This is a genomic window from Salmonella sp. 32100201201700099SM, from assembly GCF_017572645.1.
Lineage (GTDB): Bacteria > Pseudomonadota > Gammaproteobacteria > Enterobacterales > Enterobacteriaceae > Salmonella > Salmonella enterica.
Genome location: NZ_JAGERQ010000001.1, coordinates 314,725 through 327,890, shown reverse-complemented (window position 1 = coordinate 327,890; position 13,166 = coordinate 314,725). Strand labels below are relative to the sequence as shown.

Genomic DNA, 13,166 nt, shown 5'->3' with positions numbered 1-13,166 from the left:
AAATTAGAACTGGTAGTTCAGACCAACAGCAACGATGTTGTCAGTAGACACTTTAGCTGCTTTGGTGAAATCGCTGTCGTCCAGCAGGTTGATTTTGTAATCAACGAAGGTGGACATGTTTTTGTTGAAGTAGTAGGTAGCACCGACATCGATGTACTCAACCAGATCCTGGTCGCCGTAAGTACCCAAGTTTTTACCTTTGGATTTCAGGTAAGCAATGGACGGACGCAGACCGAAGTCGAACTGATACTGAGCAACCGCTTCGAAGTTCTGGGTTTTATTCGCGATAAACGCATCACCCGCTGCATCTTCACCGAAGGTGGTCATGTTCAGCGTTTCGGAGTAGGTGGTCGCCAGGTAGATGTTGTTTGCATCATATTTCAGACCAGCAGCCCAGACTTCAGCGTTTTTACCCGCAGCATTCAGGTTGCTCGCTGCTTTCACCTGGTTGTTAGTACGGTCAGACTTCGCATAGGCCGCACCTACGCCAAAACCTTCGTACTCATACGTTGCGGACAGACCGAAACCGTCGCCGTTAGACTCGTACGCGCCGTCACGGTCGTTTTTGCCCTGGTACTGCGCGGCAAAGTTCAGACCTTCAACCAGGCCAAAGAAGTCAGTGTTACGGTAGGTGGCAACACCAGTAGTACGGCCAGTCATGAAGACGTCAGTCTGAGTCCAGGTATCGCCACCAAACTCTGGCAGAACGTCGGTCCATGCGCCGATGTCGTAAGCAACGCCGTAGTTACGACCGTAGTCGAAAGAACCGTAGTCAGCGAATTTCAGACCAGCAAACGCCAGACGGGTTTTGTCTTTGTCAGCGCCCTGGCTTTCAGTACGGTTGCCTTTGAATTCATATTCCCACTGGCCAAAACCGGTTAACTGATCGTTGATCTGCGTTTCGCCTTTAAAGCCCAGACGCGCGTAAGTTTTGTCACCATCACTTCCGTTATCATCAGAGAAATAATGCTGAGCGTGAACTTTACCGTACAGATCCAGTTTATTGCCGTCTTTGTTATATACCTCGGCTGCATTTACAACGCCTGCTGCCAACAGGGAAGTCACTGCCACTGCCACTAACTTAAGTTTCATTTTAATAATCCTTATAATTTTCTTAGCGTGTTTCCTCAACCATTGTTAAACGAGGCGTTTGTCAATGGCAGACTATTTTTAAATGACGGAGTGGCATAAGTTCAATAATAAGTTTCATAAGATTACAAATTATTTTAATTTGTGTGATCGAGATCTCCTTAATACATTTGAGAGTATTAATTCAAATAGGGACTGTCTAATAAGATATATTTTCGGAGGGGACTATTGGGCTGTTTATGATTTTATTTTTGGTAGTAACGATTGATTATTATATGCACTAATACAGTTGCCAGCTAGCGTTAATTATATATTTTTTTAATATAATTATATCATCACATTAACATATTTAACGATTTTATAAAATTCATTTTTACCAGCGCAATCCTGGTATGGCGCAGGGGGAGCACGTGAAAATGGAAAATCGTCAAATACACACAGGCGATAGATAAAAGCGTAGTTGTGTTGTGAAGGGTGTCAAGGTGCAGCGGGCGGATTTTATATCAACATCGGCCCGCCCGTCGCTTAGCGCCGCCGCGTTGCCAGCCAACAAAGTAGCGAACCTACGCAAACCATGACTGCGCCTTGCCAGAAGGAGAATGACAGTGGCGAGCTGAGTAACAGCGCGGCCAGAGCAGAGGACATGACGGGGGTAAAATAAGACCCTACGGCCATGATAGTCACATTGCCATGAAGTATGCCCACATTCCATGCGGCGTAGGCAAACCCTAACGTTAATGCCGCGGTAAAAAGTTTAGCAATCACCGGTAGGCTAAATATCATGGCAGGTTGCGGCGTAAGAAAATAGTGTAACCACAGCGCCAGGGCGGTGAGTAACACAAAGACGGTGATACCGTTAAAACCACGCGCATATTTATTGGTGACCGTGCAGTACGTCGCCCATATAAACGCCCCAAGAAATGCCAGTAAATAACTTAGCGGACTGGTGGCGACATTGTTGATAATTTCTTCGGCATTAAGACCATTCTCGCCCCCCAGAACCCAGCAAACGCCAGTAAGTGCAATAAGCAATCCGGGAACAATAAGCCAGTTAGTTTTTTGCCCATTAAAAAGAATGGCAAACAGAATAGTCAGGCTGGGCCATAAATAGTTAACCATGCCGACTTCGATAGCCTGATGGCGAGTGGCGGCATAACCAAGAGAAAGCGCCAGGCATATTTCATAACTGACAAACAGTACGCTGCCTGCGATGAGGTAACGCCCCGGGAAACGACGGATATCAGGTAATCCGACGGTAAAAATCAGCAGCAGGCCGCTTAATGAATAGATCATGGCTGCGCCGCCTACCGGTCCGAGACCTTCGCTGACGCCGCGAATCAACCCAACCATCGTGCTCCACAGAACGATGGCAACAAGCCCTATTAGCGTTGCTTTTTGTGATGTCATGCTTTGTGACTGTCCTGAATACCGCGAAAAATAAACTGCCACTTATAGCACTTTTTCCGAGGGCGATGCCATGCAGTGTCATTTTTTGGTACCTCCCTGGAGTTATTGCGGTTTAAAAATAGGGCTATTTAGTAGCGGAACCGTTTCAATATTGATTTGACGCAAAAAAATTATCGATTTTACTGTTAGTTTCCTCGCGAAGTTATACACGCATCCTGGATTGAGGTTTTGCTGCAGTTCGAAGGAGGCGTGCATCCCTGGAAAAAAGAGGAAAACAATGGACGTCAGCCGCAGACAATTTTTTAAAATCTGCGCGGGCGGTATGGCGGGAACAACGGTGGCCGCACTGGGTTTTACCCCTAAAATGGCCCTGGCTCAGGCGCGAAACTATAAACTGTTGCGCGCAAAAGAGATCCGTAACTCCTGCACATACTGTTCCGTAGGTTGCGGGCTATTAATGTATAGCCTGGGAGATGGGGCAAAAAACGCGAAAGAAGCGATTTACCATATTGAAGGCGACCCGGATCATCCGGTAAGCCGTGGCGCGCTGTGCCCGAAAGGGGCCGGTTTGCTGGACTATGTTCACAGTGAAGATCGCCTACGCTATCCAGAATACCGCGCGCCGGGTTCTGACAAGTGGCAGCGCATTAGCTGGGATGACGCTTTCACTCGTATTGCTAAATTAATGAAAGCCGACCGTGACGCCAACTTTATTGAAAAGAATGAGCAGGGCGTCACAGTTAACCGCTGGCTCTCTACCGGGATGCTGTGCGCCTCGGCGGCCAGCAATGAAACGGGGATGCTGACGCAGAAGTTTGCGCGTTCTCTCGGTATGCTGGCGGTAGATAACCAGGCGCGCGTCTGACACGGACCAACGGTAGCAAGTCTTGCTCCAACATTTGGTCGCGGTGCGATGACCAACCACTGGGTGGATATTAAAAACGCCAACGTCGTGATGGTGATGGGCGGCAATGCCGCAGAAGCGCATCCGGTGGGTTTCCGCTGGGCGATGGAAGCGAAAAATAATAACGATGCGACGCTGATTGTCGTTGATCCACGCTTTACGCGTACGGCGTCGGTGGCGGATATCTATGCGCCAATACGTTCCGGTACAGACATTACCTTTCTGTCCGGCGTTTTGCTGTACCTGATCGAAAATAACAAAATCAACGCTGAATACGTTAAGCATTACACCAACGCCAGCCTGCTGGTGCGGGAAGACTTTACGTTCGAAGACGGTCTTTTCAGCGGCTATGACGCCCAAAAGCGTCAGTACGATAAATCCTCCTGGAACTACCAGTTCGATGAAAACGGCTATGCCAAACGTGATGAAACGTTGACGCACCCACGCTGTGTGTGGAATCTGCTGAAGCAGCACGTTTCGCGCTATACGCCGGACGTCGTGGAAAACATCTGCGGTACGCCGAAAGCGGACTTCCTGAAGGTGTGTGAGGTGTTGGCCTCTACCAGCGCGCCGGATCGCACTACGACCTTCCTGTATGCGCTGGGCTGGACGCAACATACCGTCGGGGCGCAGAACATCCGTACTATGGCGATGATCCAGTTGCTGCTCGGCAATATGGGGATGGCTGGCGGCGGTGTGAACGCCTTGCGCGGCCACTCTAATATTCAGGGCTTAACGGATTTAGGACTGCTCTCCACCAGCCTGCCGGGCTACCTGACGCTACCGTCAGAAAAACAGGCCGATCTGCAAACTTATCTGGCCGCGAATACCCCCAAAGCGACGCTGGCCGATCAGGTCAACTACTGGGGGAATTATCCTAAGTTCTTCGTCAGCCTGATGAAATCTTTCTATGGCGATGCGGCGCAGAAAGAGAATGACTGGGGCTTTGCCTGGCTGCCTAAGTGGGATCAGTCCTATGACGTGATCAAATATTTCAACATGATGGATAGCGGGAAAGTCACCGGCTATTTCTGTCAGGGCTTTAACCCGGTGGCGTCCTTCCCGGACAAAAACAAAGTGGTGCAAAGCTTAAGCAAACTGAAGTATCTGGTCGTTATCGATCCGCTGGTGACTGAAACGTCAACGTTCTGGCAGAACCACGGCGAATCTAATGATGTTGATCCGACAACGATTCAGACCGAAGTCTTCCGTCTGCCGTCTACCTGTTTTGCGGAAGAGGATGGCTCTATCGCTAACTCCGGTCGCTGGTTACAGTGGCACTGGAAAGGTCAGGACGCGCCGGGCGAAGCGCGTAACGACGGCGAGATTCTGGCCGGTATTTACCATCGTCTGCGTGAAATGTATCGCGCAGAAGGCGGTAAAGGCGCCGAACCACTATTGAAGATGAGCTGGAACTACAAGCAGCCGGATGAACCGCATTCGGAAGAAGTGGCGAAAGAGAACAACGGCTATGCGCTGGAAGATCTCTATGACGCCAACGGTACACTGCTTGCCAGGAAAGGCCAGTTGTTGAGCAGTTTTGCATTACTGCGCGATGACGGTACGACATCCTCCTCCTGCTGGATTTATACCGGTAGCTGGACGGAGCAGGGCAACCAGATGTCCAGACGTGATAACGCCGACCCGTCAGGGCTTGGCAATACACTGGGTTGGGCGTGGGCGTGGCCGCTAAACCGTCGCGTATTGTATAACCGCGCTTCGGCGGACCCGCAGGGTAAACCGTGGGATCCAAAACGGATGCTGATCCAGTGGAACGGCGCGAAGTGGACAGGGAACGATATTCCGGACTTTAACAACGCGGCGCCGGGGAGCGGGACCAATCCGTTTATCATGCAGCCGGAAGGGCTGGGACGTCTGTTTGCTATTGATAAAATGGCGGAAGGGCCGTTCCCTGAACACTACGAGCCGATGGAAACGCCGCTGGGCACTAACCCGCTGCACCCGAATGTGGTCTCGAACCCGGCGGCGCGTCTGTATGAAGAAGATGCGCTGCGCATGGGTAAGAAGGAGCAGTTTCCGTACGTGGGCACGACTTACCGCCTCACAGAGCATTTCCATACCTGGACCAAACATGCGCTACTTAACGCTATCGCTCAGCCGGGACAGTTTGTGGAGATCAGTGAGACGCTGGCGGCAGCGAAAGGTATTGCTAACGGCGACTATGTGAAGGTGAGCAGTAAACGCGGGTTTATTCGCGCGGTCGCGGTGGTAACTCGTCGTCTTCGCACCCTGCATGTCAACGATCAGCAGGTTGAAACGGTGGGGATCCCGATTCACTGGGGCTTTGAGGGTGTCGCGCGCAAAGGCTATATCGCCAATACTCTGACGCCAAATGTCGGTGATGCCAACTCGCAAACGCCGGAATACAAAGCGTTTTTAGTTAACATCGAGAAGGCGTAAGGGAGGCGAACATATGTCTATGGAAACGCAGGACATTATTAAACGGTCCGCAACAAACGCCATCACGCCGCCTCCGCAGGCGCGTGATTACAAAGCCGAAGTCGCGAAACTGATCGACGTCTCCTCCTGTGTCGGCTGTAAAGCCTGCCAGGTAGCCTGTTCTGAATGGAACGATATTCGCGATAACGTTGGCCATTGTGTCGGGGTGTACGATAACCCTGCCGATCTCAGCGCCAAGTCCTGGACGGTGATGCGCTTTACCGAAACCGAGCAGAACGGCAAGCTGGAGTGGCTGATTCGTAAAGATGGTTGTATGCACTGTGAAGATCCAGGCTGTCTTAAAGCCTGTCCGTCTGCCGGGGCTATCATCCAGTACGCGAACGGGATTGTTGATTTTCAATCTGAACACTGTATCGGCTGTGGTTACTGTATCGCCGGGTGTCCGTTTAATATTCCGCGCCTCAACAAAGAGGACAACCGCGTTTATAAATGTACGCTTTGCGTCGATCGCGTCAGCGTGGGCCAGGAACCGGCCTGCGTCAAAACTTGTCCGATCGGGGCTATTCATTTCGGCACCAAAAAAGAGATGCTGGAACTGGGTGAGCAACGCGTGGAGAAGTTAAAAGCGCGCGGCTTTGAACATGCCGGTATCTACAACCCGCAGGGCGTTGGCGGTACGCACGTCATGTATGTGCTGCACCATGCCAATCAGCCGGAGTTGTACCACGGCTTGCCGAAAGATCCGCAGATCGATACCTCAATCAATCTGTGGAAAGGGGCGCTAAAACCGCTGGCCGCAGCGGGCTTTATCGCCACTTTCGCCGGTCTGATTTACCACTACATCGGTATTGGCCCGAATAAAGAAACGGACGACGATGAGGAGGATCATCATGAGTAAGTCGAAAATGATTGTACGCACGAAATTTGTCGACCGCGCCTGTCACTGGACGGTGGTGATCTGCTTCTTCCTGGTAGCGCTGTCAGGGATTTCGTTTTTCTTCCCAACGCTACAATGGTTGACGCAAACTTTCGGCACGCCGCAGATGGGACGTATTTTGCACCCGTTCTTCGGTATTGCCATCTTCATCGCGCTGATGTTTATGTTCGTGCGTTTCGTCCACCACAACATCCCGGATAAAAAAGATATTCCGTGGCTGAAAAATATTGTCGAAGTATTGAAAGGCAATGAGCATAAGGTGGCGGATGTCGGCAAATACAATGCCGGACAGAAGATGATGTTCTGGTCCATTATGAGCATGATTTTTGTGCTGCTGGTGACTGGTGTGGTTATCTGGCGTCCGTATTTCGCGCAGTATTTCCCGATGCAGGTGGTGCGTTATAGCCTGTTAATTCATGCGGCGGCGGGCATTATTTTAATGCACGCGATCCTCATCCATATGTATATGGCATTTTGGGTGAAAGGCTCGATTAAAGGCATGATCGAAGGGAAGGTCAGCCGTCGCTGGGCGAAGAAACATCATCCGCGCTGGTATCGTGAAATCGAGAAGGCGGAAGCAAAAAAAGAGAGCGAAGAAGGTATTCAGTAATTCTTTCGCAATCTGATAAACAAGGCGCTATCCTGGTAGCGCCTTGTTTTCATCTGCTGTCTGTATACTCAGACGACCACAGCAAATCGTTTAACGACGGAAATCGATGACCATACGGCCACGAATTTGTCCCTGTTCCATCTCTTTAAAAATAACGTTGATATCTTCAAGCGGACGTAAAGCGACTTTTGGCACGACTTTTCCTTCCGCCGCGAACTGGAAGGCTTCGGTCAGATCCTGGCGTGTCCCCACCAACGAACCGACAACCTGAATGCCATCCAGCACCAGGCGAGGGATATCAAGGTTCATGGCTTCTGGCGGCAGCCCGACCGCCACCACGCGGCCTCCGGCGCGAACGGCATCTACTGCGGAATTAAACGCCGCCTTAGCGACCGCGGTAACCACCGCTGCGTGCGCGCCACCGGTTTTTTCCTGCACAATTTTAGCCGCATCTTCCGTACGTGAATTAATGGTCAGATCTGCGCCCATTTCCTCGGCCAGTTTCAGTTGCCCATCATTGACATCAATGGCGATCACTTTCGCATTGAAAACGTTTTTCGCGTACTGCAAGGCCAGATTACCCAGACCGCCCAGACCGTAGATGGCAATCCACTGGCCAGGTTTAATATGAGAAATCTTCACCGCTTTATAGGTGGCAACGCCCGCGCAGGTAATACTACTTGCCGCCGCAGAGTCCAGGCCTTCCGGTACTTTCACCGCATAATCCGCGACGACAATACACTCTTCGGCCATGCCGCCATCTACCGTGTAACCGGCATTTTTCACGTTGCGGCATAAGGTTTCATTGCCCGTATTGCAATACTCACAGTGTCCGCATCCTTCATAAAACCACGCGACACTCGCGCGATCGCCGGGTTTCAGCGAGGTGACACCAGGACCGACTTCCGCCACGACGCCAATGCCTTCGTGTCCCAGAATAACGCCGGTTTTGTCACCGAAATCTCCGTTTTTCACGTGTAGATCGGTATGGCATACACCGCAGCACTCCATTTTTAGCAAAGCTTCACCGTGGCGAAGGGGACGCAGCGTTTTCTCAGTAACATCAACCTGATGATCTTGTGTGACAACAGCAGCTTTCATAACCTTCTCCTTTTCTTAATAGTGAACTGCATAGCAGGTAATAGCAGGTAATAGCAGGTAATAGCAGGTAAGGTGCTATTACCTCTTTAGGATTAATATTTCTGATGAGTTATGCAAGGCGGCAGAAATACAATGTAATAGTTTAGCCAGGATTATCCTGATAAATCCTCGTTCAATACATAAAGGTGGCTAATATTAGTAGCTTGACAAATAAGCAGGGAAAGGAATTCAGGTGTGTCGACAGACTCACCAAAACTAAAGAAGAAAGTGATATCCGGCGGCATTCACCGCCGGGTACGTATTAAATGGAAGTCCGACGGTAGTCGCGGTATTCCGGTTTCCAGAAGTTATCGTCAATCGCCTGTTGCAGCGCTTCCGCAGAGGTTTTCACCGCTACGCCTTGTTGCTGCGCCATTTTGCCTACGGCAAAAGCGATAGCGCGCGACACGACCTGGATGTCTTTAAGCGCTGGTAACACTAATCCTTCGCCGTTATTCACCAGCGGAGAATGTTTCGCCAGCGTCTCACTGGCTGACATCAGCATTTCATCAGTAATGCGCGATGCGCCGGAAGCGATAACCCCAAGTCCGATGCCGGGGAAAATATAGGCGTTATTACATTGTGCGATCGGATAAACCTTATCTTTCCAGATGACCGGCGAGAATGGGCTGCCGGTTGCCACCAGCGCGTTGCCTTCCGTCCAGGCGATAATGTCCTGTGGCGTGGCCTCCACGCGAGAGGTGGGATTAGAGAGCGGCATGACGATCGGGCGAGGGCAATGCTTATGCATCTCGCGGATGATCTCTTCAGTAAAGAGCCCGGTCTGGCCGGAAACCCCGATCAGGATATCCGGCTTCACGTTACGCACCACATCCAGCAGCGACAGCACGTCATTTTCGGTATCCCAGTGCTGGAGATTGTCGCATTTCTGCACCAGTTTTGCCTGGAACGGCAATAAATTAGGCATCCGGTCCGTCAACAGGCCGAAGCGATCGACCATAAAAACGTTCTGTCGAGCGGCATCTTCGCTTAAACCTTCACGCTGAGTCTGCGCGATGATCTGTTCAGCAATCCCACATCCGGCTGAACCCGCGCCGAGGAAAACGATTTTCTGCTCGCTAAGCTGACTGCCGGCAGCGCGGCTGGCGGCGATCAACGTACCGACGGTCACGGCTGCGGTGCCCTGAATATCATCGTTAAAGGAGCAAATCTCATCACGATAGCGCGTCAACAGCGGCATTGCGTTTTTCTGCGCGAAATCTTCGAACTGTAGCAGGATATCTGGCCAGCGCTGCTTAACGGCCTGAATAAACTCATCGACAAACGCATAATACTCATCGTCGGTAATGCGCGGATGACGCCAGCCCATGTAGAGCGGATCGTTGAGTAACTGTTGATTGTTGGTGCCGACATCCAGCACAACGGGAAGGGTATAGGCCGGACTAATGCCGCCGCAGGCGGTGTATAATGACAGCTTACCGATAGGTATCCCCATTCCGCCGATGCCCTGATCGCCAAGCCCCAGAATCCGCTCGCCATCCGTCACCACAATAACTTTAATGTTGTGGTTAGGCACATTCTGCAAAATGTCGTCCATATTGTGACGGTTCGGATAAGAGATAAATACGCCGCGCGCCCGGCGATAAATCTCAGAGAAGCGCTCACAGGCCGCGCCCACGGTCGGGGTATAGATAACCGGCATCATCTCTTCAAGATGGTTTTGCACCAGTCGATAAAAGAGCGTTTCGTTGGTATCCTGGATGTTACGCAGGTAAATATGCTTATCGATTTCTGTTTTAAACCCCTGATACTGGAGCCAGGCGCGTTCGGCCTGTTCTTCAATCGACTCGACGACCTCCGGCAGCAGTCCTGACAAATTGAAGTTGCGGCGCTCTTCTACGCTAAAAGCGCTGCCTTTGTTTAACAGGGGGAATTCCAGCAATACAGGGCCAGCGTAAGGGATATAAAGGGAACGTGCTTTCTTGGTTGTAGTTTCCATGTTACTCACTCTTTTTCGAATAACTGTCCCTGGCACCGTCGTTTATCATCATATATTGCCTTCCACCAGGGAACCGACCCTGAGTATAAAGCATTGTGAGACGTTAAGGTCATTCCTATAAACAAAAACACCATTGCAGATGCAATGGTGTTTAACGTCATTTCAGGACTGTACGATTACTTTTGGCTATCGGCGCGACGCTTTCTGCCGGTTGGGTTATTCACCACGCTGCTGGTGTCGCCTTCAGTAACAACCTTACGCTGGTTGGAAATTCTGTAATCCAGTCCAAGTATATGACGAGCCTGACGGTTCGATTTCATGTTAACTCCTCAATCCTGTTGCTAGTTTTAAGGACAAATTCGCTTACGCGAAAGAAACGTAACCCCTAAGGTTGCCGATACAGCATAGCAGGTTTTACAGAGTCGGGTGCTGCCCGCTTACCACATAGTTGATGGTCTGCTGGTAGATGTCACTGAGGATGTCATTGTCGGAAGCCTCAACCCATTTGGTCAGCTCCATTAAAATATCATCTTCAGTGACAACGCCTAACTCCGCGCGTAATCCTTGTTCAATCGCGTTGACCAAGGCCGGTTGTGCTGCTGAGGTATTTGCTGAGTGATAAGTAAACATATAATGCCTCCGTGAACATGTATTTATTTAGTACGGCTCGCAGAAAATTAATTCGTATTCAGCATGGCAAATATTTTTGCGGCTGTGGTTAAGATTAGTCCTGGAGTTATTTTAACGCAAGGCGGAACTCTAATTGTTTACCCCAGAAGAAAATATATTACGTTTGCCAATTACATATCCTCATACTAGTGGTGGTCAACTAATATACATTTAAAAGGCTACTTATTGCGATTTTTATCCTTTATTACAACGAGATAAGATAAATCTTAATTTTAATGAAAATATACATAATGGAATGCGCCTCCGGAAGAAAAAGTAAGGACAAAAGGAGGGATATATTCTTTAAAGAAAGGGAGGCCTGTTGGTTTAATATTCATCACTGAAAAAGCATACAACTATTTTCTATATCTGAAGTGCGGGTAATCGACAACATGCTACCTCCATCGGCATGGACAACGCAGATTTGCAGCATGGTCTATACTTTATTTTTTGAGCCAACAGGAGAGCAAAAATGACAATCCATAAGAAAGGTCAGGCACACTGGGAAGGCGACATCAAACGAGGTAAAGGCACTGTATCAACAGAAAGCGGCGTGCTTAATCAACAACCGTATGGATTCAATACCCGGTTCGAAGGCGCGCAAGGAACCAACCCGGAAGAGCTAATTGGCGCCGCACATGCGGCCTGTTTCTCCATGGCGCTATCACTCATGCTGGGAGAGGCTGGATTTACGCCGACATCCATTGACACCACCGCTGACGTATCGCTTGATAAGGTGGAGGCGGGCTTCGCCATTACCAAAATTGCGCTACAAAGCAAAGTTGCGGTAGCAGATATTGATGCTTCAACTTTCGATCAAATCATCCAGAAAGCAAAAGCCGGGTGCCCGGTATCGCAGGTTCTGAATGCGGAAATCACCCTCGACTACCAGCTTAACGCATGATAACCTCGCCAGCCCGGTAACGACTCTTGTTTATCGGGCTGTTGAATATCGCTTTTTCTCCGTCTCTCATTTTCTTCACGCTATCGGGCGTTAAAAGTAAACAGAGCGAATGAAAATGTATCAGATGTCAGGAACCTCGAGAAGCGTCTTCTTACCGTGCCTTTGTTGGTATTCATTACAGGTGTTAATCATTTTCTTTGCAGCTCCTTTTAGTAAAGAAAGCATTAAATCATCATAATCAACGTAGAATCTGGTTGTTTCGGTTTCCGTTTTTATCTCCCCAATTGCTGCTATTTCAGTGGCTAATTTCAATTTTGCCGCATCGATATCTTTATTCGCTTGTTTCACTGTGACTGATAAGCTAGTAAAGAAATTTTGCACTGCTTTTAGCCTGTCATTCAATTCTGGAATCAATTTCCCTTCAATCACGCCCGCAGCAATAGAATAGGAAATAATTAATCCAAACGGACCGGCGACTATGCCTGCTGCAGCACCGGCATAAGCTTCCTTACGAATTCTATCCACCTGTGACTGGAAATAACTACTTTTTTCCGAGAAATCATTAGTTAACTGGCTATCTAATGCCAGCAGTTTTCCTGAAGCGTTGTTGAAACTTTGTGAACTTCCCAGGAGAGATTTTTGCGCTTCATTCAGTTTATTGACGCCATCATCTAATATCCTGATGAGAATGTCTTTCTGCGCTGATGCTTTTTTCTCATTATATTCATCAAATAGTAAAATATACGCTGAGAGTAATTGCGTCACGACACCACACCATTCATAAACAGTTTGTGTCGCTTCAAAATACTTATCCTGGCTGTCCATAAGCAAAACTTTAATATCACCAACTAAAACAGAAGCTTCCTGCGAGTACTCCTGTTTAAAACGGCTTAACTCTTTTATGGTTTCATCAAAGGTCTTCCAGGGGATAACCTGGTCGAGGTATTTGTTATAAAAATCTAATGCCCCATCTGCGGTTTCGATCGCGCTTTTAACTACCTCTACAGTTTGTTCTGCAAATATTCCAGTCATAATCATTTGCCTCTTTAAATATATAAATTGCAATTAAGCTATTGTTTTATAACTTATTCCTACCTATTGCCTCCAGACAGCTTTTGTAGCTTA

The 13,166-nt window shown here is 49.2% G+C and carries 11 protein-coding genes; 4 read left to right on the top strand and 7 right to left on the bottom strand.

The annotated features are described in order from the left end of the window. Positions 1 to 3 precede the first annotated feature (3 nt). The gene (ompD, locus tag J4685_RS01690) at positions 4 to 1,092 is read right to left on the bottom strand and encodes a porin OmpD (RefSeq protein WP_000769035.1); all 1,089 of its coding nucleotides are present in this window, start codon (positions 1,090 to 1,092) and stop codon (positions 4 to 6) included. Positions 1,093 to 1,614: 522 nt separating this feature from the next. Continuing rightward, positions 1,615 to 2,496: an aromatic amino acid efflux DMT transporter YddG gene (gene yddG / locus J4685_RS01685; protein WP_000203785.1), complete on the bottom strand. Its 882-nt coding sequence runs from the start codon at positions 2,494 to 2,496 to the stop codon at positions 1,615 to 1,617. Positions 2,497 to 2,773: 277 nt separating this feature from the next. On the opposite strand from yddG, the gene fdnG reads away from it, so the two are divergent. The 3 genes from fdnG to fdnI are packed head-to-tail and all read left to right on the top strand — an operon-like array spanning position 2,774 to position 7,368. After that, on the top strand, positions 2,774 to 5,821 hold the full coding sequence (gene fdnG, locus J4685_RS01680; RefSeq protein WP_011233046.1) for a formate dehydrogenase-N subunit alpha: 3,048 nt from the start codon (positions 2,774 to 2,776) through the stop codon (positions 5,819 to 5,821). Positions 5,822 to 5,834: 13 nt separating this feature from the next. Then, entirely contained in the window at positions 5,835 to 6,719 is an 885-nt protein-coding gene (gene fdxH / locus J4685_RS01675; RefSeq protein WP_000061597.1) for a formate dehydrogenase subunit beta, read from the top strand. Further along, complete coding sequence (gene fdnI / locus J4685_RS01670; protein ID WP_000045663.1) at positions 6,712 to 7,368, top strand: formate dehydrogenase-N subunit gamma; 657 nt, start codon at positions 6,712 to 6,714, stop codon at positions 7,366 to 7,368. Before fdxH ends, fdnI begins: the two co-directional genes overlap by 8 nt. A 90-nt stretch (positions 7,369 to 7,458) precedes the next feature. Here the strand turns inward: fdnI and adhP are convergent, their stop codons facing one another. From adhP to bdm, 4 genes are all read right to left on the bottom strand, one after another. Next, positions 7,459 to 8,469, bottom strand: a complete 1,011-nt coding sequence (adhP, locus tag J4685_RS01665) for an alcohol dehydrogenase AdhP (protein WP_000642444.1) — start codon at positions 8,467 to 8,469, stop codon at positions 7,459 to 7,461. A 301-nt stretch (positions 8,470 to 8,770) separates the two neighbouring features. Continuing rightward, the gene (locus tag J4685_RS01660) at positions 8,771 to 10,468 is read right to left on the bottom strand and encodes an NAD-dependent malic enzyme (protein WP_000450511.1); all 1,698 of its coding nucleotides are present in this window, start codon (positions 10,466 to 10,468) and stop codon (positions 8,771 to 8,773) included. 176 nt (positions 10,469 to 10,644) lie between these two features. After that, a complete protein-coding gene (gene sra / locus J4685_RS01655) occupies positions 10,645 to 10,788 on the bottom strand; it encodes a stationary-phase-induced ribosome-associated protein (RefSeq protein ID WP_000841559.1) in 144 nt (47 codons plus the stop codon). A gap of 94 nt (positions 10,789 to 10,882) precedes the next feature. Next, positions 10,883 to 11,098, bottom strand: a complete 216-nt coding sequence (gene bdm, locus J4685_RS01650) for a biofilm-dependent modulation protein (protein WP_000495700.1) — start codon at positions 11,096 to 11,098, stop codon at positions 10,883 to 10,885. Positions 11,099 to 11,609: 511 nt separating this feature from the next. Here bdm and J4685_RS01645 point away from each other — a divergent pair. Then, positions 11,610 to 12,041 carry an OsmC family protein gene (locus J4685_RS01645; RefSeq protein WP_000152297.1) on the top strand — a complete coding sequence of 144 codons (432 nt, stop codon included), beginning with the start codon at positions 11,610 to 11,612 and terminating at the stop codon, positions 12,039 to 12,041. 120 nt (positions 12,042 to 12,161) lie between these two features. On the opposite strand, the gene hlyE is transcribed toward J4685_RS01645, so the two are convergent. Beyond that, positions 12,162 to 13,073 carry a hemolysin HlyE gene (gene hlyE / locus J4685_RS01640; RefSeq protein ID WP_016505335.1) on the bottom strand — a complete coding sequence of 304 codons (912 nt, stop codon included), beginning with the start codon at positions 13,071 to 13,073 and terminating at the stop codon, positions 12,162 to 12,164. Positions 13,074 to 13,166: the final 93 nt, after the last annotated feature.

Coding starts and splice junctions, on each gene's coding strand:
- bdm (WP_000495700.1), bottom strand. CDS start 11,098: ATGTTTACTTATCACTCAGCAAATACCTCAGCAGCACAACCGGCCTTG.
- J4685_RS01660 (WP_000450511.1), bottom strand. CDS start 10,468: ATGGAAACTACAACCAAGAAAGCACGTTCCCTTTATATCCCTTACGCT.
- hlyE (WP_016505335.1), bottom strand. CDS start 13,073: ATGACTGGAATATTTGCAGAACAAACTGTAGAGGTAGTTAAAAGCGCG.
- yddG (WP_000203785.1), bottom strand. CDS start 2,496: ATGACATCACAAAAAGCAACGCTAATAGGGCTTGTTGCCATCGTTCTG.
- adhP (WP_000642444.1), bottom strand. CDS start 8,469: ATGAAAGCTGCTGTTGTCACACAAGATCATCAGGTTGATGTTACTGAG.
- ompD (WP_000769035.1), bottom strand. CDS start 1,092: ATGAAACTTAAGTTAGTGGCAGTGGCAGTGACTTCCCTGTTGGCAGCA.
- fdxH (WP_000061597.1), top strand. CDS start 5,835: ATGTCTATGGAAACGCAGGACATTATTAAACGGTCCGCAACAAACGCC.
- J4685_RS01645 (WP_000152297.1), top strand. CDS start 11,610: ATGACAATCCATAAGAAAGGTCAGGCACACTGGGAAGGCGACATCAAA.
- fdnI (WP_000045663.1), top strand. CDS start 6,712: ATGAGTAAGTCGAAAATGATTGTACGCACGAAATTTGTCGACCGCGCC.
- sra (WP_000841559.1), bottom strand. CDS start 10,788: ATGAAATCGAACCGTCAGGCTCGTCATATACTTGGACTGGATTACAGA.